General features: G+C 40.1%; 23 protein-coding genes and 1 riboswitch. Of the genes, 6 read left to right on the top strand and 17 right to left on the bottom strand.

What is annotated here, in order from left to right; all coding sequences use genetic code 11:
* Nucleotides 1-312: 312 nt before the first annotated feature.
* The 10 genes from MKX62_RS15965 to MKX62_RS15920 all read right to left on the bottom strand — a co-directional run bounded on the left by MKX62_RS15965 (nucleotide 313) and on the right by MKX62_RS15920 (nucleotide 8,636).
* The gene (locus MKX62_RS15965; RefSeq protein ID WP_340742591.1) at nucleotides 313-759 is read right to left on the bottom strand and encodes a small multi-drug export protein; all 447 of its coding nucleotides are present in this window, start codon (nucleotides 757-759) and stop codon (nucleotides 313-315) included.
* Nucleotides 759-1,247: a hypothetical protein gene (locus tag MKX62_RS15960; protein WP_340741833.1), complete on the bottom strand. Its 489-nt coding sequence runs from the start codon at nucleotides 1,245-1,247 to the stop codon at nucleotides 759-761. Before MKX62_RS15960 ends, MKX62_RS15965 begins: the two co-directional genes overlap by 1 nt.
* A 2-nt stretch (nucleotides 1,248-1,249) precedes the next feature.
* On the bottom strand, nucleotides 1,250-1,453 hold the full coding sequence (locus MKX62_RS15955; protein ID WP_187047331.1) for a helix-turn-helix transcriptional regulator: 204 nt from the start codon (nucleotides 1,451-1,453) through the stop codon (nucleotides 1,250-1,252).
* A 330-nt stretch (nucleotides 1,454-1,783) separates the two neighbouring features.
* Nucleotides 1,784-2,746, bottom strand: a complete 963-nt coding sequence (argF, locus tag MKX62_RS15950; protein WP_340741832.1) for an ornithine carbamoyltransferase — start codon at nucleotides 2,744-2,746, stop codon at nucleotides 1,784-1,786.
* A gap of 143 nt (nucleotides 2,747-2,889) precedes the next feature.
* Nucleotides 2,890-3,978 carry a M42 family metallopeptidase gene (locus tag MKX62_RS15945; protein WP_340741831.1) on the bottom strand — a complete coding sequence of 363 codons (1,089 nt, stop codon included), beginning with the start codon at nucleotides 3,976-3,978 and terminating at the stop codon, nucleotides 2,890-2,892.
* A gap of 283 nt (nucleotides 3,979-4,261) precedes the next feature.
* Nucleotides 4,262-5,155 (bottom strand): PhzF family phenazine biosynthesis protein, encoded by an 894-nt coding sequence (locus tag MKX62_RS15940; protein WP_340741830.1) that lies wholly within the window; start codon nucleotides 5,153-5,155, stop codon nucleotides 4,262-4,264.
* A 104-nt stretch (nucleotides 5,156-5,259) separates the two neighbouring features.
* Nucleotides 5,260-6,048 (bottom strand): MBL fold metallo-hydrolase, encoded by a 789-nt coding sequence (locus MKX62_RS15935; protein WP_340741829.1) that lies wholly within the window; start codon nucleotides 6,046-6,048, stop codon nucleotides 5,260-5,262.
* A 481-nt stretch (nucleotides 6,049-6,529) separates the two neighbouring features.
* Nucleotides 6,530-7,510: a diaminopimelate dehydrogenase gene (locus MKX62_RS15930; protein ID WP_340741828.1), complete on the bottom strand. Its 981-nt coding sequence runs from the start codon at nucleotides 7,508-7,510 to the stop codon at nucleotides 6,530-6,532.
* A 16-nt stretch (nucleotides 7,511-7,526) separates the two neighbouring features.
* Nucleotides 7,527-8,093: a hypothetical protein gene (locus MKX62_RS15925; RefSeq protein ID WP_340741827.1), complete on the bottom strand. Its 567-nt coding sequence runs from the start codon at nucleotides 8,091-8,093 to the stop codon at nucleotides 7,527-7,529.
* A gap of 36 nt (nucleotides 8,094-8,129) precedes the next feature.
* Nucleotides 8,130-8,636, bottom strand: coding sequence for a hypothetical protein (locus tag MKX62_RS15920; protein WP_340741826.1), 507 nt, complete (start codon nucleotides 8,634-8,636; stop codon nucleotides 8,130-8,132).
* Nucleotides 8,637-8,804: 168 nt separating this feature from the next.
* On the opposite strand from MKX62_RS15920, the gene MKX62_RS15915 reads away from it, so the two are divergent.
* Both MKX62_RS15915 and queF read left to right on the top strand, forming a co-directional pair.
* On the top strand, nucleotides 8,805-9,971 hold the full coding sequence (locus MKX62_RS15915) for an MFS transporter (protein WP_067207773.1): 1,167 nt from the start codon (nucleotides 8,805-8,807) through the stop codon (nucleotides 9,969-9,971).
* Nucleotides 9,972-9,997: 26 nt separating this feature from the next.
* Nucleotides 9,998-10,041: riboswitch (PreQ1 riboswitch) on the top strand.
* 86 nt (nucleotides 10,042-10,127) lie between these two features.
* Complete coding sequence (queF, locus tag MKX62_RS15910; RefSeq protein WP_340741825.1) at nucleotides 10,128-10,625, top strand: preQ(1) synthase; 498 nt, start codon at nucleotides 10,128-10,130, stop codon at nucleotides 10,623-10,625.
* A gap of 47 nt (nucleotides 10,626-10,672) precedes the next feature.
* Here queF and recQ read toward each other — a convergent pair whose 3' ends face one another.
* From recQ to MKX62_RS15880, 6 genes are all read right to left on the bottom strand, one after another.
* Nucleotides 10,673-12,451: a DNA helicase RecQ gene (recQ, locus tag MKX62_RS15905; protein ID WP_067207768.1), complete on the bottom strand. Its 1,779-nt coding sequence runs from the start codon at nucleotides 12,449-12,451 to the stop codon at nucleotides 10,673-10,675.
* A 54-nt stretch (nucleotides 12,452-12,505) separates the two neighbouring features.
* Nucleotides 12,506-12,922 carry a hemerythrin domain-containing protein gene (locus MKX62_RS15900; protein ID WP_340741824.1) on the bottom strand — a complete coding sequence of 139 codons (417 nt, stop codon included), beginning with the start codon at nucleotides 12,920-12,922 and terminating at the stop codon, nucleotides 12,506-12,508.
* A gap of 261 nt (nucleotides 12,923-13,183) precedes the next feature.
* Nucleotides 13,184-14,593, bottom strand: a complete 1,410-nt coding sequence (locus MKX62_RS15895) for a SpoVR family protein (protein ID WP_067207763.1) — start codon at nucleotides 14,591-14,593, stop codon at nucleotides 13,184-13,186.
* Entirely contained in the window at nucleotides 14,590-15,756 is a 1,167-nt protein-coding gene (yhbH, locus tag MKX62_RS15890) for a sporulation protein YhbH (protein ID WP_340741823.1), read from the bottom strand. The genes MKX62_RS15895 and yhbH overlap by 4 nt, the downstream gene beginning before the upstream one ends.
* Nucleotides 15,757-15,854: 98 nt before the next feature.
* Nucleotides 15,855-17,750: a PrkA family serine protein kinase gene (locus MKX62_RS15885; protein ID WP_067207760.1), complete on the bottom strand. Its 1,896-nt coding sequence runs from the start codon at nucleotides 17,748-17,750 to the stop codon at nucleotides 15,855-15,857.
* Between the two features lie 125 nt (nucleotides 17,751-17,875).
* The gene (locus MKX62_RS15880; RefSeq protein WP_340741822.1) at nucleotides 17,876-18,703 is read right to left on the bottom strand and encodes a DUF368 domain-containing protein; all 828 of its coding nucleotides are present in this window, start codon (nucleotides 18,701-18,703) and stop codon (nucleotides 17,876-17,878) included.
* Nucleotides 18,704-18,890: 187 nt separating this feature from the next.
* Here MKX62_RS15880 and MKX62_RS15875 point away from each other — a divergent pair, with 187 nt between their 5' ends.
* From MKX62_RS15875 to MKX62_RS15865, 3 genes are all read left to right on the top strand, one after another.
* On the top strand, nucleotides 18,891-19,097 hold the full coding sequence (locus MKX62_RS15875) for a helix-turn-helix transcriptional regulator (RefSeq protein ID WP_370569981.1): 207 nt from the start codon (nucleotides 18,891-18,893) through the stop codon (nucleotides 19,095-19,097).
* Complete coding sequence (locus MKX62_RS15870) at nucleotides 19,094-19,576, top strand: hypothetical protein (protein WP_340741821.1); 483 nt, start codon at nucleotides 19,094-19,096, stop codon at nucleotides 19,574-19,576. The genes MKX62_RS15875 and MKX62_RS15870 overlap by 4 nt, the downstream gene beginning before the upstream one ends.
* Nucleotides 19,577-20,336: 760 nt before the next feature.
* Nucleotides 20,337-20,585 (top strand): hypothetical protein, encoded by a 249-nt coding sequence (locus tag MKX62_RS15865; RefSeq protein WP_338652882.1) that lies wholly within the window; start codon nucleotides 20,337-20,339, stop codon nucleotides 20,583-20,585.
* A 74-nt stretch (nucleotides 20,586-20,659) separates the two neighbouring features.
* Here the strand turns inward: MKX62_RS15865 and trhO are convergent, their stop codons facing one another.
* Complete coding sequence (gene trhO, locus MKX62_RS15860; protein ID WP_187047323.1) at nucleotides 20,660-21,634, bottom strand: oxygen-dependent tRNA uridine(34) hydroxylase TrhO; 975 nt, start codon at nucleotides 21,632-21,634, stop codon at nucleotides 20,660-20,662.
* A gap of 499 nt (nucleotides 21,635-22,133) precedes the next feature.
* On the opposite strand from trhO, the gene MKX62_RS15855 reads away from it, so the two are divergent.
* Nucleotides 22,134-23,645: a polysaccharide deacetylase family protein gene (locus MKX62_RS15855; protein ID WP_340741820.1), complete on the top strand. Its 1,512-nt coding sequence runs from the start codon at nucleotides 22,134-22,136 to the stop codon at nucleotides 23,643-23,645.
* Nucleotides 23,646-23,755: the final 110 nt, after the last annotated feature.

Here is a 23,755-nt window from a genome sequence, read left to right as displayed (position 1 = left end):
CACTTTTCTTATTACTCGCCAGGTTTACCAGTATAAATCACTACACCTTCACTATTGTAAGCAATATATTCAGCTTCATAGACATCATTACTATCAATTCTAATGATTCAAACCTTTCAGCAGAACCTTTGGGTAGAAGTTCAAAGTCATAGAAAATGTCCGTAAGTCATTGACGATTGGAAGCAAAGTGTGTTTTGCTAGTTCCTTCACCATTTAATTGTTGAAGTGGCCGTGGTCGATCCAACAATTAAAAAAACAAACTAAACAAACACGAAAGTTTAAACTTTCGTGTTTGTTTCTGTATTATTAGATTCAAAGGTTTTCCACGAAGAAATCGAAGCCCATCGCTGTCGCAATGCCGAATACAAGCGTCCATAACGCAATGCTAATCGTCATCCAAATTGTCGTATTCACTTTACTTGCCCCAAATAACAATCCGATAAACGCCGCAATATGTGTTCCGATTAAAACCGGACCGAGCAACGCGAGTCCAGGCATACCATATTTATTCCAGATTCGTTTCCCCCGCTCAGTCCGCTTCGATTCTTCTTTTCCATCCTTCTTTTTCCTTGACTCCATCCATTCCTTCACTTTTTGGAATGCAATAATGAGAATCAGCACCGTCAACATATTACCAACGAATGCAAGGATCATGACCCAAATCGGGGACAACCCTCTAATGATGCCTAGCGGGATGACAAGTGCGATTTCTAACCACGGAATGGCAGCACCTAGAAACACTAAAAAATATTCAAACATCATTCATCTACCCCCGTATATTTCCTGACTTCTGTGTAATAAATTAAATATTGCCCCATTGAAAGAAGTAAAAGAACCATTACCACACCAATCGTTCCAACTTGGAGTCCTAAAGACAAACCAGCAAAAAGGGGGATGGACCAAACAAAATAAGTATAGACTTTCTTTGTCGCCCGTTTCGTAACCTCTTGAAATAGTTCGTCATCCTCCATATATTCTTGCGGCTTCCATGAGAATACATTAATTTTATGATTCGGCATCCGTTTATTGTGCTTGACAACATTCCAAGTAAATAACGCTAAATAGAAAACGAAAACAAGCAGCGCAACTCCCCAAATCACTCCCCATTCCCCTTGCACATTAACCTCGAAGCTCCTATCTCCCACTGTGAAAACAGAAGATAAACCAACCAGCCAAGTGAGGAGCATTGCTATAACGATGACACCCATTTGCCATAGAGGATACGTAATTCTCATATCATTCTTCATTGTCATTCCTCCCCTTCTAACCAAAATAATTCGTTAATGTCACATTCCAATGCACGTGCCAATCTCAATGACAGTGTCACGGACGGTGAAAATTCCCCTTTTTCGATGAAGCCAATTGTTTGTCGTGTCACGCCAACACGTTTTGCCAGTTCAATTTGTGTGAAATCATGTCGTGCTCGCAATTCTTTCAGCCGATTCTTTAACATCGTGACACCTCCTATTCATAATGTATACTAAACTTAACATTATGTACAGTATTATTAACATTAAGTTAGGTTTAATATACAAAAAAAGCCCAGGCATTAAAACCTGGACTTGTTAATCTATAGAAGTTGGATGTAAGTACTTGCCAATTAGTTACAAGTCATTTATTGATGTAGTCAGGACTGTCGATTACGTTATGACCGGCATGGGGCTAGTTATGCTCACCACGGGTGTACTTATGACCGCCACGTAGCTCCTTATGCTCGCCATGGAGGCGCTTATGACCGCCACGTGCTACTCACATCAAAACCTGGACTTGTTTATTTATTTTATTACAACAATGAAGCAAGAACCGCTTTTTGCGCATGCAGTCGATTGCCCGCTTGCTGAAATACATAAGAATTCGGTCCATCAATAACAGACGTCGCAACTTCTTCTTCACGGTGTGCAGGTAAGCAATGCAAGAACATATAATCTTTTTTCGCATGTGCGACCAATCCGTCGTTAATTTGAAACTCTTTGAATGCTTCTAGGCGTGCAGCCGCTTCCTCTTCTTGGCCCATACTCGTCCAGACATCTGTATAAACGACGTCAGCTCCAGCGACAGCCTCTATTGGATTGGTTGTTTCAAAGACACTTCCGCCATTTTTAACAGCAATGGCTTTCGCTTTCACTAAGAGGTTCGGATTGTATTCGAACCCTTTTGGCGTCGCGACAGCTACGTTCATACCCATATGTGCCGCAGCAATTACAAGTGAATGCGCTACATTATTACCGTCTCCTACATAAGCTAACTTCAGCCCCGCTAATGAACCTTTCACTTCCAAAACTGTCAGCAAGTCTGCTAGCGCCTGACACGGATGGAAAATATCCGTCAAACCATTGATGATTGGAACCGAAGTGTGTTGTGCTAGTTCCTTCACCATTTCATGTGAATTCGCACGGATCATGACGCCGTCCAAGTACTCAGACAATACATGACCTGTGTCATAAACGGACTCCCCACGGCCAATTTGCAAGTCACGTGCATTCATGAACATTGCATGCCCCCCAAGTTGGATCATACCCACTTCGAATGAAATACGTGTACGCGTTGAATGCTTTTCAAAAATCATCCCCAGTGTTTTTCCGGCCAATAAATTCGGCATCTTGCCAGCCGCCATATCTTTTTTCATCGCATCTGCTTTATGCAATAAATACGATACCTCTTCATGTGTATAATCAAGCAGGGTAAGTAAATCTCTCCCTTTCAATCCTTCTACTATTTTCGCATTATCCATTTCAATCTTCACCATTCCCTCATCCCCTATCGTTTATTTCAATTGGTATCTCTGATTATATGTATGCATAATTATAAAGTCAAGTGTATTTTTATAGATTTATTCAAATAAAAAACTGCCCAGACCATTTAATTGGCCTGAGCAGAATAATCGTTCAATTATTCAAATGTAATCTTATTCACCGTGTCACGGTCTAATTTCTTAATGACTGCGACAATCAGTTTCACTGTATTTTCATAATCGTCGCGGTGCAGGATTCCTGCATGCGAGTGAATATAACGTGTTGGAATACAGATTGCAAGTGATGGTACGCCATTGCCTGACAGATGAATTGAACCTGCATCTGTTCCTCCGCCTGGAATCGTTTCAAACTGATAAGGAATGCTATTCTCTTCAGCTGTGTCAACAACAAGTTCACGCAACCCTTTATGCGATACCATTGAAGCATCGAATAATAGAATTTGTGGACCATCGCCCATTTTACCAGTAGCTTCTTTGGACGTAACACCTGGCGTGTCGCCAGCGATTCCTACATCAACTGCAAATCCGATGTCCGGCTGAATTTTCGTTGCCGCTGTGCGCGCACCACGAAGACCTATTTCTTCTTGTGCAGCCCCCACTCCGAAAACGATATTTGGATGTTTTTCATCTTTAAGCGCTTTCATTACGTCAATCGCAATTGCACAGCCGATACGGTTGTCCCACGCTTTTGCAAGAAGGTATTTTTCATTATTCATCACTGTGAATTCGAAATACGGTACAACCATATCTCCAGGTAGAATACCCCACTCCATTGCTTCTTCTTTCGAAGTTGCACCAACGTCAATGAACATATCTTTAATATCGACCGGTTTTTTACGCGCTTCCGGCGATAAGATGTGCGGTGGTTTCGATCCAATAACACCCGTCACTGTATCTCCTTTGCGTGTAACGATTGTCACGCGCTGTGCAAGCATTACTTGTGACCACCAGCCGCCTACTGTTTGAAATGATAGAAAACCTTTATCGTCAATTTTAGAAATCATGAATCCAACTTCATCAAGATGTCCTGCTAACATGATTTTGGGTCCATCTGCTTCGCCTGTTTTCTTTGCGATTAATGAACCAAGACCATCCTGTTCAATATCATCTGCAAATGGCTCTATGTACTTTCTCATAACTTCACGGGGTTCACGTTCGTTACCTGGAATCCCTTTTGCGTCTGTAAGTTCTTTCAGCATCACTAACGTTTCATCTAATTTCGTCAATTCCTTCGACCTCCTAAATAAATCGTACATGAGTAGTATATGCGAAATGGTTGCTATTATCAAAACATTTTGGATTGAGAATCAAAAAGTAAGGAACTTACTATTGAAGAAATGTGAAATTGAACAGTAACAGTTACAGAATATCCCGGACCACATACATTCATGACTGTGCGGTCTATAAAAAATAAACTATTGTACGTAAAAGTACCTGAATGCTTCCAATACGTGGGTCATCGCTTAGAAGGTATTTTCTTGAAACGACTTTCCTTTGTCATTCAAAATGTTAAATATTAATTTCAAATTCTTTCACATATACCGCATTTCCCGTTATCTGTATATCATGACCTTCTTTATTTTTAGAAACACTAACCAGTACACGGCCATCTTTTTCGATTTCATGACCTTGCTCTACCACAAGATTCAACTGTTCTTCAAAATCATTGTCGATGTACGTTGCATAAAAAGCACCCATGACTCCTGAAGCCGTTCCTGTAACAGCGTCTTCAATTGTTCCTGAATAAGGTGAAGAGAAGTGACGAGCATGCATATGGGCATTTGCATCATACGTTTCTAAACAAAATGGATGAATTGATGCTTTAGGCATTTCTTTTAAAATGCTCGGGAATAGTTCAGTATTTGGTTTCATTCTAGTAAAAGCACTAAGCGTCTTGATTGGAACTAACAATGTCCATATCCCTGTACTCCCATAGACAATCGGGAAATCACTATCAATATCGTCTTTTTCAAGTCCGATTGATTGAGCCACTTCTTCGGATGACCCTTTAAATTCTTTAAACTGTGGTGAAGTCTGCTTCATTGTTATGCGAAATTCATCATCCGGCAGCAAATCTATACGTATCGGCAAAATCCCTGCTCTTGTTTCAATTGTGAAGTCATCTTTTTCAGTTAATAGTCCACTAGATTTCAAAGCGAATATCGTAGCCATCGTTGCATGCCCGCATAAATCCATTTCATGTCCTGGCGTAAAATAACGGATTCCAAGGTCTGCCAAGGCTGATTTAACTGGAAAAGCGGTTTCATTAAAACCTACTTTGGCAGCGATTTCTTGCATCTCCCTATCTGTTAGATTATCTCCATTTAACACGACTCCTGCAGGATTTCCTATATTCGGTTCTGTGCTAAATGCATCGTAATGATAAACCGTAACTGTCTTCATGCTTCATTCCCCCACCAACTATATTTTTAACTAAATGAGCTATACCTCAGAAAGTTGCAGAGGACAATATTCCCCTTAGTTAGTTGCATCTATTTATTTCAAATTTAAAACTGAACACTAAACCCTTTAAATGTATGAAGACCTGTTCCAAATCTGACAAGGTCATTATCCCTAAGAACCCTAACCGCATTTTTCACTTCTTTCAATACATCCGCATGAAGACCAATCGTATTATGTCCTCCGAAAATCTTAGTGACATGAGGAATTTTCGATATTTTTTCTAATGACTCTACCAAATCGATTGGATTAGTTGTAGGAAAAAATGCATAGATTGGGGTCCTATCATATAGCAAATCTCCCGTAAATAAGTATCCGTTTTTAGTATCCAAAATAGATACATGACCTGGCGAATGACCAGGTGTATGGTAAACAGTCAATAGTCGATTACCAATATTAATTTCATCTCCATCATACAACAAACCTGTTGGGATTCCTTGAAAAGGTTTATATGTCTCTGGATTGAAAGTTGCTGGCTTAGGAATTGTAATATCACGGCTTACATCTTTTCTTATTTGCTCAATAGATAGCTTTTGAATACCATTGATTAGCCAATCTTCTTCATCTTTATGCACATACAGATGCTCAAATTCACCATGGCTTCCAATATGATCCCAATGAACATGCGTTGTTAGCACAATAATCGGAAGATTCGTCAGTTGATCTGTAATTCTTTTTATGCTATCGATTCCAAGTCCTGTGTCAATAAGTACCGCTTGATTTTCACCAATTAATAAGTAGGAATGCACCTGTTCCCAGTGTCCATACTCACTAATTACAAAAGTAGTATCATCTATTGCTTGAACCGTGAACCAAGAATCTTTAATCGCAACCAATTTTTAGTCCCCCTTTTCTTACCTATACAGTCGGCACTTAACAAATAGAATGTTCTTCCAACATCGCTTTGTCGCTTGGTAATGGCCTAACGCAATAACTTGTCGCTCCTTCGCTAGATTTATTCTCTATACTGGTGAGGTATGCCATCTAGTTAATTCTAAATAAGTAGTGCCGAATATATACATAACAAATAATTCTCCATTTTATCGAAAATACCTTTATTCGATACCTATCACCACGCACTCCATATCCTCTATGTAGAGAGGGAATTAAGGAGTTATGATAATCACAGAAATGGAAGGATACGCAAAAAACCGTACCAACACTGTCATCGACAAGGGGGTGGCACGGTTTCTATTAATTTATTTATATTTGTTGAACAAATGAATACCTATATAAACTGAGCAAAGGCGCCTTAAAAGGCATAGCCGTAGCGAATTCAATGGAGTCCTTTATTTCAATAAATATTTCCAACTACAATTACAGCAATTCTTTCCGTAAATCTGCAGCACTTTTTGGAGAAAGCAATCCAGGCGCAATGTCGAAGACTGTTTTCGCACCCGTCTCACCGTTTTGATGCAACCTATAAGCTGCGCGTGCGTACGCAACAAGCACGCTTGATGTGAATTCAGGGTTGCTGTCGAGTTTCAAGGAATACTCCATCACTTGTGCGCTGTCTTCTCCTGTCTTACCGCTGCGAATCACGAAACCGCCGTGTGGCATCGCAGAGTGATCCTGTTTCAATTCTTCTTCAGTAATAAAAGTCACTGTCGTATCGTAATCTGTAAAGTAGTCAGGCATCGTGACAATCGTTTCTTTCACTTTGTTGCCGTCAATGCCATCTGCTAAGACTACATAACATTCGCGGGTATGCTTCTCACGCGTAGTCAATTCTGGTAATGAACCGCTACGCACTTTGTCAACAGCGTCCGGAACAGGAATTGTATATTGGACAGCACCTTTTACGCCTTCAATTCTTCTAAGCGCATCGGAATGTCCCTGACTCAATCCTTTGCCCCAGAACGTGTAAGTCGCACCTTCTGATAAGACCGCTTCGCCATAAAGACGATTAATGGAGAACAAACCTGGATCCCAGCCGACTGAAATGATGGCAATCTTACCGTTAGGTTTAGCCGATGCATCTACCGCTTCAAAGTAACCCGGAATTTTCGCATGTGTATCAAAGCTATCCACCGTGTTGAATAAAGCTGATAGTGCCGGGCCTTGCTCTGGTAAATCATTTTTCGATCCGCCGCAAAGGATGAGTACATCGATTGCATCAGTAAATTTATGGATGTCATCCATCATATGTACGGATACATTGCCATTCAGTAATTTCACATCTTCCGGATTTCTCCTTGTAAACACACCAACCAGTTCCATATCTTTATTCTGATTGATTGCAGACTCAACACCGCGTCCTAAATTTCCGTAACCTGCAATTCCGACTCTAATTGTCATCGTCGTATTTCCCCTTTCAATCTGTTGCATTCAATTTCAGCAATTTATAGTATAAGTTTATCTCTTTATTGGTCATTTTTCTATATAACTCGTCCGCTTTCGTAAAAAAAACTTCATCAATGGCAACGAACCCATAGCCACCGCCATTTTGTCTTAGCACAGGAAGGCCCTCGTATTTTAAGGGATAGCCGCCTTCCTCGCGAATAAACCCTTTTAACGACTTCATATATTTCATAATTTCACTATGCAATTTTTCATTACCATGCATCGGTTCCGATGATGTAAAGATAAGCGTCGTCGTCTCTCCGTATGAACCCGTTCCGATTGAATCTGCCACGTTTTCTGCAATCCATCCTGTAAACCGACCTTTGACACCTAGACGACTAATTTTATCAAAAGCTGAACTTAGAATTTTAATTTTCATCAAAGACAAGTCTGATTCCTCTTCCTTCAGCTTCTCATTATCAAAATGCATGACCCATCCTCCAGTCGTCATTTCTCGATCTGATACGCTTTCTAGCCCGACAAAAGGTCCGAATTTCCTGGGTTCATCACTATACAGCTCTGCGAAAGTGTTTTGCATATCTTCTTGGACCACTTCGGGCATGTTCACAAGCAGTTACTTTTCTATTGTGAACACTTCATTCACAATCTGCCCAAAATAGAATGGTATCTCTTTTTGAACACTGATTAATGCTGCAGCCAATCGGGAGCTCTCGTCTTCAAGACGGAGATTCAGCAAAAATGGAATTGTTTCCACCTGACCGTTACGCTTCCAAATAATTGCTTCCATCATTATCCTATCAACAGAAGATTGCACATGTTTCACAGCAATACCCGCTTTGATGATTTCCTCCACATCGAAATAATCCGTTAGAATGAACAATTCGATAGAAGTATCTGCTTTAAGATGCGGGATTAATGACACTCCTGCAGCAAATGATTTGTGAACGCCCCTATATTCAAGTTGTTTCAAATCGGGAGAGGGCATGTTTACTAAATCCCTCGCAAAAAACGGTTCGGAATAATGTTCCAAGTCTAGTTGAACGAAAATATATCGCTTTTCAATTTCATTTACAATTTCGCTATCATCTTGTTTTTTAAATAAGTTTGTAAAAAAGCCCACTCACCGTTTCCCCCTTTACCCATTCATATATTTCATTAATCTTATCGTTATCTTTCATTAATTGCTAAAGAATATGTTTTGTTCACAATCTCTCCTTTTCCCCTTAGGTCCAAATAATGCTAAAGTATAGGGTAGGATGTTATCTATTAATTGAAAAGAGGCTTCATTATGCGTGGTTTTGTTTACCTCATCGTTTTCTTCTCGTTTTTTGATTTATTTTCGCAACTGCCTGTCATGAGCCCATTTGCATTATCTCTTGGTGCTACACCATTTTTAGTTGGACTTGCAGTTGGTATGTATTCATTTTCAAATACTATCGGGAATGTCATTTCCGGTTTCATGACTGACAAAAGAGGACCTTTTTTCATACTCGTACTTGGACTATTTGCTTCGGCACTCTCTCTCTTCCTCTACGCGTTTGTTGATGGACCAATGTCATTGCTCGGTGTCCGCTTTGTCCATGGTTTTATGGAAGGGCTAATTGTACCAGCTGCGTTCACTTTCCTGGCAAATCGTGCAGAAGAATCTAAACGAGGTAAAAGTGTTGCAATTTCAGGTGCATTCGTTGGATTGGCAGCGATTATCGGTCCAGCTTATGGTGGTATTGTGGCAGCTAAAACAAGTACACCTTTTATTATGGCGGTCAACGGCGGCATCATGATGCTACTGGCAATACTTGCATTCTTTGTTCTCCGATCGTTTACATATGTACGAAAACAGCCTTCAAAAGGAGCTGACAGTTTCCGTGTCAGATATCTTTTCCAACATCCGGGGATGGTCAGAGCATTCGCGGGAGCATTCTTCTTAATGTTCTCACAAGGTGTACTTGCCCTTGTGTTGCCGCTAAAAGTTGAATCACTTGGATTTGATACCAAAACAACGGGGTTGTTACTAAGCACATTTGGCGTCGTCGCTATTCTCATCTTCTTATTGCCCATCAATCGAGTTTTTGACCGTGTACGGCCAGTTGTGACACTTGCATTCGGAATAACACTTATGGGATTAAGTATGCTGTTCCTGAGTCAAGTTGAGGAATTGAATTACTTATATATTGCAATGTGTATTTATGGGGCTGGATTCGCTTTCCTCTTCCCATCCATCAACTCGCTGCTAATCGATTCTTCATCTCCTGAATTTCGCGGGAAAGCATATGGTTACTTTTACGCGTTCTTCTCGATTGGTGTCGTTGCAGGTTCAAGCTTGATTGGATTCTTGGACTTGGAGTACCGAGGCGCTTTCATGCTGACAGGATTCATCCTCCTCGCTGTCGCTTTATATGCCTTGATTGGCTTGAAGAAAAAAGGATCTATTGACAAATCATCGCACGTCCTATAATGTCAGATACGAAATGAATACCCTGTTCGGGAGAGGTTCATAGCGACCCTCTATAAAAAACTATGGATGACGGAATTTACGCCATGTGCATTCGATATGGCCGTTTTCCCGGCGCCTATGGACCTCCCTGACAAAATATACGGGAGGTTTTTTTAATTGGCTGGAAGAGATGAAGCAACATTGACCGACTTAACTTTGCTCGGCAATCAAAACACGAAATACGTGTACGAGTACAACCCCGATGTTTTAGAGGCTGTCGACAATATGCATGTGGATCGCGATTACTTTGTTAAATTCAACTGTCCGGAGTTTACATCACTTTGTCCGATGACAGGGCAACCCGATTTCGCGACGATGTATATCAGTTTTGTGCCGGATAAAAAACTTGTGGAGAGTAAAGCACTCAAATTATATCTATTCAGTTTCCGAAATCATGGCGACTTTCATGAAGACTGCGTCAATATTATTATGAATGACATAATCAAACTAATTGAACCGCGTTATATCGAAGTATGGGGGAAATTTACGCCGCGTGGCGGCTTGTCAATCGATCCTTATTGCAACTATGGCAAACCCGAAACAAAATATGAACAAATGGCGGAACACCGGATGATGAATCACGATATGTATCCGGAAAAAGTTGATAATAGATAATTTGATAAACAAAAAAATACCCGGACTGTTCATTGTCCGGGTATTTTTTATGCGTTTTGCATTTGAAAAGTCTTGATTTCTTCCATGAATGCTTCCCCGTATCTTTCCAATTTCGCAAGACCAACACCATTTACTTCGAGGAAATCATCGTTAGTCACAGGCATTCTGGCCGCCATATCACGCAACGTTTTATCTGAAAAGACGACGAACGGCGGTACACCCGCTTCTTGAGCCAGTTTCATACGTAGTGCACGAAGCTGGTCGAATAGTGGATCATCATTCGCAACTTGCATTGTAATAACAGTCACTTTTCGATTGACAGTCACTTTGCCTGTCAGCACATCTTTCCCTTGTTCACTGACGTAAATGGTTGGAAACTGCCCATTCTCCACGCCAAGATAACTTTCTGAAATGATGAACTCGATGAAATCAGATATATCTTTTGCGCTACGCCCTTTCATTAAACCGTATGTCGTTAATTTATCGAAACCGAATTCAATCACCTTCTTGTTCCGAGATCCTGTTAATACTTGTGCAATCATCGCCTTGCCAAACCGTTGTCCCATTCGAATGACACATGACAATACTTTTTGAACGTCTTCAGTCACATCCGTACTTTCACGTGTGTCGGTACAATTTGCACAGCGACCGCAGTCCTTCACATCTGTCTCTCCGAAATACAAAATAATGAATTTCTGAAGGCATGTTTCTGTATGGCAATAGTCAATCATTGACTGCAATTTTTCAAGCTCTGCCGGAATTCTGCTTGGGTCTTGTGATTGATCAATCAAGAAACGCTGGGTTTGTACATCCTGTGATGAAAATAGCACAGTACAAGCACTGTCAAGCCCATCACGTCCTGCACGCCCTGCCTCCTGATAATAGCTCTCCATATTTTTCGGCATCTGGTAATGAATAACATAGCGGATATTGGATTTATCAATTCCCATGCCGAATGCATTTGTCGCAACCATGACTGACGCCTCATCATTCAAAAAACGGTCTTGTCCAGACTGACGTTCAATATCTCCAAGTCCAGCATGATATTTCGCAACAGACACTCCACTTTTTTGAAGAATGTCGTGCACATGATCAACCGCTTTTCGTGTAGCAGCGTAAATAATGCCCGCTTCTCCTTCATTTTTACGGACGTATTCTTTTACAAATTTTTCACGGTCTTGCCCTTTGACGACCGAAAAAGTGAGGTTTGCCCGCTCAAATCCTGTCATAACCGTATTATTTTCACTAATTCCAAGCTGACGGCAAATATCTTCCCGGACAGCTGGTGTGGCAGTAGCTGTTAGTGCAAGGAGAACCGGCTTTTTATCAAATAGAGAAACAATACTGCTTATATTGCGGTAACTTGGACGAAAATCGTGACCCCATTGCGAAATACAATGTGCTTCGTCAATAGCGACCATCGGAATTGTCATCCGCCGCAACTGATTTTTGAAAGACGGTGAGTCAAGACGTTCAGGGGCGACGTAAAGAAGCTGATACTCGCCCAACACGGCTCTCTCCATTGTTTCAAAGTATTCCTCTGATGAAAGTGAACTATTGATGTACGCTGCGGGAATCCCTACTTGGTGGAGTGCATCGACTTGGTCTTTCATCAGTGAAATAAGTGGTGAAATAACAAGAACGGTGCCATCCATCACGAGTGCGGGCACTTGGTAACAGACAGACTTCCCGCCCCCCGTTGGCATAACGCAAAGTGTATCCTGATAACTCATAACGCCCCGGATAACTTGCTCCTGACCTGTCCTAAAAGAAGGATACCCAAAATATGTTGTCAATATCGATAAAGCTTTTTCGATTTGGACCATCTCCTAACTATATATCAAAGAAAAAAGCACCGGTTAATGGCGCTTAAAGTAGTATTAGTTTTCAAAAAGCATGCGTTCTTCATCGCGGCTATGTATTTCATTGACGACGATTAATGCATGAAACCTATGAAGTACAGCAGGACTCAGATTTTCATCCTCACGCAGTTGTTCAATATCCTTCACGATAATCCGTAGCAAATCATGGTCTCGTGTCAATTGAACAACAGTTTCCTTCAGATCAGGATTCCGTTCGGCAACTTCTCCGTAAAACCCTTGTTCTTCGGCATCCGCGTGACTGATAACACGTGTCTTCCAGTATTCAATTAAATCATCAGCCGCCTGGTTCGCCAACGCAAGATCACCCTGTTGAAGAAATTCCATCATACCCTCTGTCTTACTAACTGCCCCTGAAAGTCCGCCTTCATGAATTGCGCGGTGGGAGTGTAGTTTCTTAAGTGCTGGTCCAGCCATTTCAATCATCCTTCCGTTTAGAGCTTTGCTTTAAGAATAACAGATTATGCGGCGTATTGAAATGAAAGTCCGTTCGCCATTATATGAATTTCGTTTTCATTGATGTTTTACCTTTTGCCACTTCGATTTCCATATAAGCACCATTAACTAATGTATTTCCCAGTCCGTGAACCTTTACCCCGTTGGAATTTAGACGAGAAAAAACCCCACAATCGAAAATCCGATTGCGGGATAATACTACTTCTAACTACTGTTTATCACTTAAACATACCGTCGATATACCTTGTTCCGATCATATGAATAGACGACTTGCAAATTCTCTACATACGTTTCTAGATGTACAATCCGTCCCCATAATTGATAAATATAAGGAAGCACACTTTCTAAATACTTAAGATCCAGCTCGGTCCCCTCGTATTTATGCACCAAATACAGTTCTCCGTTGCGCAAGTAATCCCCATTTTCAACTACGATATATGGAAAACCACCGTTTACACGCATGGATACTAGTTGATTTCTTACATTTTCATAATCTTTAGTAGTAATTTGATAGTTGCCGCCCTTTTTTTCAAAGAGATATAAATCTTCCTGTTGAACTAACTCTTTGGTGACATAGTTGCGGATAAAGGATATATCCGATTCAATTTCTCTCACTTCAAAGATTTTTTCTATACCCGTGTTAGGCTGGACCCCTAACCTTCTCAATTTCTCCGTCGGATTATTGTATCTCTTTTCAATATCCTCGTAAATTTTCAATCCTAGATAATAGGGATTAATCGAGGTTTTCGAAGGCTGGATAACATTCGCATTCAATGTAGCAAATTCGATTGTTTCATCTGAGGTTAAATCCATTTCCCTCAAAATACGTTGATGCCAAAAAGATGCCCAGCCCTCATTCATAATTTTCGTTTCAAGCTGTGGCCAAAAGTAGAGCATTTCCTCTCGCATCATCGTTAATATATCACGTTGCCATTCTTCCAGTTCACGACTATACTCCAAAATGAATAGCAAAAGATCTTTTTCCTGATTTTGAGGTACTTTCTTTCCCTTTGGTGTTGTTACTTTCTTCTCTGCCGCTTTTCTATCCAAATTCCATAAATCATCATAAGGCGTTTTCCGTATAATTTCTTCTTCAACACTTTCCTCATCCAAATCATCAGCTGGCCGTTGAGGCCTTAGTATAGAAGGATCAATATGTTCCTGAATGGCTAATACAGCATCTAAAAAACGTTCTACCTCATCTTTACCATGGATCATTTCATAATTCGCAATGCGCTCAGCCGTTGCAGTCATACTCTCTACCATGTCTTTTCTTGTGTTAGAGAATCGAACATTATTTTTGAAAAAATCACAATGGGCAAGAACATGGGCAACAATAAGTTTGTTTTGAATAAGGCTGTTCGTATCCAGCAAAAACGCATAACAAGGATTTGAATTAATGACTAACTCATAGATTTGACTCAAACCAAGATCATATTGCAACTTCATTTTATGAAATTGCTTTCCAAAACTCCAATGAGTAAAACGGGTTGGCATCCCATAAGCTCCAAATGTGTAAATTATATCGGCAGGGCAAATTTCATACCGCATGGGATAATAGTCGAGACCAAATCCAGTTGCGATCTCTGTGATTTCATCAATCGCACGGTGAAGCGCTTTTATTTCCGTCAATCGAATCCCTCCAAGTTTTTATGGAAGAAGCTTTTAAGCGCAAAGTAAACATCTCGTTTTTCTTTCAATATATAATGACGGAATTTCGGGTCATCGATTTTTTTAAATGAGGACATCATTGTTGAAAAACGATTATAGGCATTTACCTCACCGTAACCAAACATATTGGAAACAGCCATAATTTCTTGAACAAGCTTTATACATTTTTCATTATCAGATGACATGTTTTCTCCATCGGAAAAGTGAAATGGATAGATATTATAGCGTACAGGATTGTATTTATTTTCAATCAATTCAAGTGCTTTTATATACGCGGATGAACAAATAGTACCCCCACTTTCCCCTTTCGAGAAAAAGTCCTCTTCAGTTACCACTTTTGCTTCTGTATGATGCGCAATAAATTCAAATTCAACTGTTTCATATTTCGTGCGCAAAAAATTAGCCATCCAAAAGAAAAAACTTCTCGCCATCATTTTTTCGAAATTACCCATTGATGCACTCGTATCCATCATGGCAAGAACTACTGCTTTAGATTCAGGTTTTTTCACATCATCCCATGTTTTAAAACGCAAATCATCATTGTGAAAGGGTGCGATTTCAGCTTTCCCTTTGATGGCATTCCTTTTAATAGCAGTTAAAATCGTGCGTTTTTTATCAATATTTCCGATAAGTCCTTTTTTTCGGATATCATTAAACTCAATTTTTTCAGCCGTGTTTTCGGCCTGCTCTTTTTGTTCCAAATCCGGTAATTCCATTTCTTTAAACAAGGCATCCTCTAATTCAGCAATCGAGACTTCTGCTTCATAATAGTCTTCCCCCGCTTGATCCCCGGCTTGTTTCCCTGTCCCTGGCCCACTTTTCCCCTGCGATCCATCTTTCGCAACCACATCACCTACTTGGCTATCTCCATTTCCTTGCCCTACATGCTTTGATTTGTCATGATTGTAACGAATTTTATATTCATCTAGCGAACGTATGGGGATTTTAATAACGTCCTTACCTTTTGACAAAATAATACTTTCCTCACTGATTAAATCAGGCAAGTTATTTTGAATAGCTTCTTTCACTTTATCTAAGTGACGTTGCTGATCTTGATGGCCCTTTCGGTGAAGAGACCAGTTTTCTTGTGAGATAGCAAAATGTTCATTGTCTTTTTCACTCATCTTCATCCACACCCATCTTTTAGCCAATGTATGCTTGTGATTTTTAGAAAAAAACAAGACCAATGCTTCATCAGTCTTGCTCCTTTATCTTCCAGCATTTATCGATTTAGTAGACTTCCAACATAGCGCAACAATTCATTTGCCGAAATTGAATTATAACCATACTCATCGATAAGTCGTGCGATGACTTCATTCACCTTTTTAAGATGCGATTCGTCTGGAGTTTTGGATGAAGTCGTAATTTTGACAACATCTTTTAAATCTGAAAACAGTTTCTTTTGAATGGCTTCTCGCAAACGCTCATGGGAATTATAGTCAAAACGCTTTCCTTTCCTTGCATAAGCGGAAAGTCGAATGAGAATTTCCTCTCGAAAAGCTTTTTTAGCATTTTCCGAAATACCAATTTGTTCTTCAATGGAACGCATCAATTTTTCGTCCGGATTCATTTCTTCTCCTGTTAAAAAATCTCGCAATTTGTTTTTATTGCAATAGGCTTCAACATTATCGAGGTAGTTATCCATCATCGATACCGCGGACTCTTCATATGAATAAACGAATGCTTTTTGGACTTCTTTCTTTGCAATTTCATCAAATTCTTTTCTTGCGATTGCAATATAGTTCATATACTTTTCACGGTCTGCTTGCGAAATGGAAGCATGCTGGTCTAGCCCATCTTTCAAAGAACGTAAGACATCTAGTGCATTAATTGAAGAAACTTCTTTTCGAATGATAGCCGATGAAATTCGGTTGATGACATAACGTGGATCAATGCCGTTCATTCCTTCATTCGGAAACTCCTTCTTCAATTCCTCTACATCCATTTGATTAAATCCTTCAACACTTTCCCCGTCGTAAAGACGCATTTTCTTTACAACATCGATTCCTTGTTTCTTAGAATCTTCCAGACGTGTCAACACTGAAAATATCGCAGCTACCTTAAATGCATGTGGAGCAATATGAACATGCGTCATATCACTTTCTTTAATCATTTTTTCGTAAATACACTCTTCTTGGCTAACTTTTAGATTATAAGGAATCGGCATTACAATAATTCTTGAGTGAAGAGCCTCATTTTTTTTATTGGCAATAAAAGATCGGTACTCTGTTTCATTGGTATGCGCAACAATTAGTTCATCTGCGCTAATCAACGCGAACCTGCCCGCCTTAAAGTTACCTTCCTGGGTCAGCGATAATAAATGCCATAGAAACTTCTCATCCAGCTTCAGCATTTCCTGAAATTCCATCATGCCTCTGTTTGCTTTATTCAATTCACCGTCAAAGCGATAAGCACGCGGATCCGATTCGGAACCAAATTCGGCAATTGTAGAAAAGTCGATACTTCCCGTTAAATCCGCAATATCCTGTGATTTTGGATCGGAAGGTGTAAATGTTCCAATACCGACACGTTTGTCTTCCGAGAAAAAGATTCGTTCTACCAGTACATTTTCAATTTCACCATCGTATTCTTGTTCAAGTCGCATAGAATTTAACGGCGACAGGCTTCCTTCAATACGAATACCATACCCCTCTAAAAAATCTTTGCGTAAATGTTGCGGGATTAAATGTAGCGGATCTTCATGCATTGGACAGCCTTTGATGGCGTAAACCGCACCCTCGTCTGTTTTGGAATAGTTCTCAAGTCCGCGTTTCAATAAAGTCACGATTGTAGATTTACCACCACTCACTGGTCCCATCAACAACAAAATCCGTTTACGAACCTCTAGTCTTTTAGCTGCGGGATGAAAGTATTCTTCCACAAGCCTTTCAATTGACTCTTCAAGTCCAAAAATCTCTTCTCCAAAAAATTGATAGAGCCTGTTACCATCTTTCTCCACTAATCCAGAGCTTTTAATCATATTATAAACACGTGAATGTGCTGTTTGTGCGACTTCTTTTCTGTCCTTCACTATGGCTAGGTACTCAGCAAACGTGCCTTCCCACTTAAGTCTGTTTTCTTCTTCTCGGAAATTTCTTACTTTGTTTAATATATCCATCAATTTCCCTCCAGTCAGGGCATGTTTTATCCATAGTATGCGAGGAGGGAAGTTATAATGACGGTCAATATGAAAAGTGCCACATCCAGAAACGGTTCAATCCGTTTCAAATGCGGCACTTTTCACTACTTATTGACGATTGATGTTTTGCTCTGTGAACTGAACATATTCGCGACGACGAGACCTGTAAAGAACGCAATGACACTCATGACAAACGGTGTTCCACTTTCAGGAATCCCGGGATAGATGACGAATAACGAACCTACAATAAGTCCGATAATCACAGCAAACATGATGTACTTAAAATGCTTCAGCAAATAACTGATTGCTTTGTTGCTGACGATGAACCCCACAATGATTCCTGCACCGATAACAGCGATAATTGGTAAATTAAAGTTCGATAATGCACCAATTGCCGTCGAGTAGACGCCCAAAACCAGCAAAATGAATGAACCGCTAATACCCGGCAATAACATGGCGATACTTCCCGCCCATCCAGCGAAAAAGAGTCCAATCGCATTGGAGGCAGTCAGAGATGTAATGACCGCTGTATCTTGTGGTTTAATGAATGCCAGTGAAGCGAGTGCTCCTCCAACTAATAGAATGACTATGAAATGTTGCCATGTAAAATTTCTTTTCACACCTGCTTGCTTTGTAATAAAAGGTAGTACGCCGACGACAAGCCCCATAAAGAAATACTGAGTTGGCGCAGGCTGATTTTTAAGTAAGTATTCGATTACCTTACTGAACAATAGAATTGTGATTCCGATTCCAATACCTAACGGCAATAAAAATCCGATGTGTTTTTTCCAATTACGGCTGAAAAACCCGCTAATCGATGCTAGTAATTCATCATAAATACCCAAAATGAACGCAATTCTTCCTCCGCTCACACCAGGAATAAGATCGCTAATCCCCATAAAGAATCCACGATATAAATTTCTCCACTGCATAACTATAGTTCCTCCAATATCAATTGACTGTTCTTAGTATAACACTTTGACGTGCCTATAAGTAAGAGGGTAAGTGACAATTTAAGCCTACTACATGTAAAGCAAAGCATCCTTTTTGTATAGTTAACTTTACAAAAGGAATATCATACTATACAATCAACTTAACATTCAGCAAGGAGGAATCCATTTGCTTACAAACCGCGTGAAGGAATTAAGAGCGCGTTTCAATTTGACACAAGGTGATCTCGCCGACAAGGTTGGGGTAACAAGACAGACAATCGTCTCGCTCGAAAAGGGTAGCTACACCCCTTCCCTACTATTAGCTATGAATATCGCAGAAGTGTTTGAAATGCCGATTGAGAGAATTTTTTCGAAAGAGGAGAAAAATAAATGAGTATGTACATTACAGTGTTTTTAAGGATTATGCTACTGCTATCTCTAGCGGTAATGGTTTTTGATTATTTAAGGGTGGAGCAGCTATATATTCAAATGGACCGAGGCTTTATTGATGGGTTTGAAGTCTTTATCACTCGATGGCCAGGGTTTATTTTTATAATTATCGTCATTTTATTTGTCATCATAAATACCATACAATTTATTCTCGTCCGTAAAAACAAACACTCTGTTTTGAATGCATTCTTAGCCGTAGAATACGATGTTTCAGACGAACGAGCTGTTCAAATTACACATAAAGCAGTCAGTAATGCATTTGTCTTTATTTTAGTTTACTCATTTTTTATTGTTGGATCTTATATGTTCATTCCAAATTATTTTGTTGATTATATTTGGTATCCACTCTTTACAACAGTCTCCATTCCTATCGTTGGATTGCTGACGTATTTAATTTCATTTAAAGTACTGCAACATAAGTAATGAATGTGTGCGGATTTCAGATGAGAAGCTTAACCTAACCTTATCTCTTAGAATTTGACAATTATTACATTTAGTCTTCATGTATCGGGCACCTTTTATTTGATTCAACTGTATATGTTGAACAAATGAATACGGCGTATGCGCTTTACAAGGGCTTTTGGGAGACCACTGAAAAGCCCTAATACTTGGAGTGAATTGGAGTTCCCGCTAATACCGCTTCGACGCTTTGTGGATGCCTCCCGCGATAAGCCAGAAAGGAGGCCGCTTTCAGTCTTATCGCTCCGGCTACCACGAAGTCGCGTCTTCGCTGGATGGTCTATTTGAGATAGCGCACTTCATTAGCTGTGATGAAATCTGCAACCTGGAGTGCGTCATTCTTTACTATAGTTAGTATCAAATAATAATCACCTTACAACCTCAGCATATACATCTCAAGATTACATTTCTCTCAATAATGAACACCCTAGCGCAGGCGCGGCAATGGGGTCGCCGAAGCCGTAAGACTGGATGCAAAGCGCTAATCCAGGCTTACGGTGAGAGGCATCCCCGAAGCGCCAAGTGTTCTACAATACACACACCGAATTACAACTCTCTCATTATCGAGAAGCACAGCAGATTCAATGGGATTCTTTAATTCAACATATATACATCACACAATAGTCCAAGTCCTTATTTCACGCTTTCCTTTTGGATTGTATTAGGGCTCATTTGTTTTCAGCAGTATAAGCATAGAAAGAACAGTCCTGACGGTCGGTTTATTATGAAGGAAATGATTTTTCCTGAATTTTATTCGAATGATGAGCGGGAAGCAGTAATAACTGAAAGAGCGGCAAAAGATGCGCTTTCAGCCATACTTCTTTTCACTCCTATCGCCCTAGTGGCAATGGCTTTAGCCCTGATCTTCGAGGGGAAATTCCGGCTTATGGTATCTTTATTGATTGCTTCTTCCATCCCGATTGCCGGTATGATTGCTTATTACTTTTCTTATCGCCACCATTATTTACGATAAAAATCTGACGAATTATTTTCTATACTTCCAACAAAAAACGCCTAAACAGATAAATCTGTTTAGGCGTTTTTCATTTAAATAGCTTGCATTTCATTTTTACGACGTTCAATTGCTTCGAGACGCTCGTCATATTGTTCTACTGTCAAGTTATGCTCAACGAAGTAACGGTTCCGCGGATGTGTACGACATTCGTCCGTACAACTGCGCATATACAAGTGCTCATTTTCTTCAGAACAAATGATTTTTGCGTTACATATCGGATTTGCACAGTTCACGTAGCGTTCACACGGCGTATCATCAAAATGATCACGGCCGACGATTACATGCTCCACTTGATTGATTGGAACCGCAATTCGCTCGTCAAATACGTAACATTGTCCGTCCCAAAGCTGACCTTTGGCAACAGGATCTTTTCCGTACGTGACGATTCCTCCGTGCAATTGACCAACATCTTCAAAACCTTCACGTACAAGCCAACCGGAGAATTTTTCACAACGTATTCCACCAGTGCAATACGTCAGGATTTTCTTCCCTTCGAACTGTTCTTTGTTGTCGCGAATCCACTCAGGCAGGTCGCGGAAGTTTTCAATTTCTGGACGAACTGCTCCACGGAAATGTCCAAGATCGAACTCGTAATCATTACGTGCATCAATGACAACTGTATCTTCATCTTGCATCTGCTTGAAGAACTCTTCAGGACTTAAGTAATTACCCGTTAATTCATTTGGGTTAATATCATCAGGTAAGCTCAAGTTAACGATTTCTTCACGAGCGCGCACATGCATTTTTTTGAATGTATGTCCATCTGCTTCGTCGATTTTGTAAACGATATCTTTGAAACGATCATCGCTTTTCATCATGTTCATGTACGCTTCCGTCTGTTCAACGGTTCCCGAACATGTACCGTTAATTCCTTCAGTACCTAAAATAATACGACCTTTTAAACCAATTTCATTACATGCCGCCAAATGTTCAACAGCTAACGTTTCAGGATCTTCAATCGTTACATATTTGTAATAGAGAAGAACCTGGTATGCGTTTTTTTCCATTTTTTCCAACCACCTTGTTTTTATAATTGCATGTTATAGCAACAACCGGCTCGGATTATTCACAAATAATTGTAAATATACAAAAGCAAACCCGTATTTGCAAGATCCGGGACGCTGATATTATATCACAAATAGACAAAAGCGCAAGCGCCTGTTCAGAGGCGACAGGCATAAGACGAGCTGGCCAAGCCGATTTTTTACCGCACAGCAGGACCGACTTATGACCCGAGCCTCTAGGCGCTGAAGTCTGGACGTAGCAAGCTTCTTTAGCTACGTTGGTCAAGAATTATTCCGAGTCAATATATACCCAAATTACCCTTCTATTAACTAAGGTTAATTAGTTTTCCCGAATTTTATGTCAATACTTGGTACATTTCTTTTTTTCATGTATACTATAAAAGTATGTTTAATGATAGATTTCGACATATATATAACTTTTTGAAACTATTAACGAGACTCATCCGTCTAACTTTTTATAAACAGTAAAGGAGCCTACAACATGAAAAATATGCACCGAAAACGTCGTTCATCCTGGATTGACATTACATTTTCAATAGCTATCATCGCATTAACCGTATCGGCCATCTATTTAATTTCACAAACTACTAAGAACGAGGCTTCTTCGCTTCCTGAAAAGAACAAGGCTTCAACTTCGGTCGTAATCGATACGATTGACTCCCATTATCCAGGTATTAAAATTATTACGGAAACTTCTAATGATACATATATTCCATTTGCCATTCAATATCCGCAAAGTTTACATAGTCCATTCAATGAAGCTATTTCCAAATACATAACAACAGCTAAACAAAACTATTTAACTACAATGGCAGAAAACAAAAAAAACGGTAGTAAATTCACAGGTGAACTCAACATTTCTTTTGAAACCCTTTCCCATTATTCAGGAAACTATTCGTTTGTTCTTGTTAACAGTAGTTCAACCGGCGGGGCAAACGGTACAACCGATATTCGATCATTCCATTTGAATCCTGAAACAGGAGAAACGTTTACAATTGCGGACCTCTTTGGACGTGATCCAAAAAATCTCGAACAACTTTCTACTTTAGCACGCGAAGCAATTTACAACGATCCTTTACTTGCAGATCACGTTTTCCCGGAAGAAGTGCATCTCCAGACTGAACCAATCTGGGCAAACTTCGATAATTTCGCAATCACGGATGAATCTCTTATTCTTTATTTCGATGAATACGAACTAGCAGCGGGAGCAGCCGGTCCACCGATTATCGTAATTCCAGTGAGTGATATAAACAGCTTACTTTCCGAAAAGTTCCAATTAGTAGTTGAAGATACTGATGAGAATACGATTACCAAAGATCCGGTGAAGGAGGAAAATCCAGCTACGCCTCCTAACGATACAGAATCCTCTACAAATCAAGGCAACAACGATAGTGATACTTCTGAAGATGAAACGGAAGGATCCACTGAAGAAGTCGATGATGGCATTAAACAAATTGCCCTTACATTCGATGATGGGCCCGATCCTAAAGTGACCATTCAAATTCTTGAGACGTTAAATAAATACGATGCAAAAGCAACATTTTTCATGCTTGGTAGTCGGGTTGAATACTATCCGGAAATCGCAAAAAAAGTACAAGAAGCAGGTCACGAGCTTGGGAATCATACCTGGAACCACCCTGATTTAACAAAGGCAAACGTCGAAAAGGTTCGCAGTGAAATCAACGAGACGTCTTCCATTATTGAAAATGTCACCGGTCAGAAAGTAACTGCATTCAGGCCCCCTTATGGTGCAGTTAACAAAACTGTTCGTAGCCAAACAAACTTACCCGTTGTTCTATGGGATGTAGATACGCTTGACTGGAAACACCGTGATCCAAACCAACTTCTTGCACATGTAAAAGGGGCAACAAAAGATGGTAGCATTATTCTTATGCACGATATTCACCAATCGACAGCAGATGGTCTCGATGCAGTTCTAGCTTACTTGCAGAGTGAAGGCTATACATTCGTCAAAGTTTCAGAGTTACAATAAGTAGTCACTTTACTCCCCCTGGACTGGATGTTCAGGGGTTTTTAGTTTAACTTGAGTCAGTAGAAGACTCTGCTGATTCAAGTTAAGCCTCCAACGGATGTCACAAATTT

The sequence above is a fragment of the Sporosarcina sp. FSL K6-5500 genome, assembly GCF_038005665.1.
GTDB lineage: Bacteria > Bacillota > Bacilli > Bacillales_A > Planococcaceae > Sporosarcina > Sporosarcina psychrophila.
This window is presented reverse-complemented; position numbering and strand designations above follow the sequence as displayed.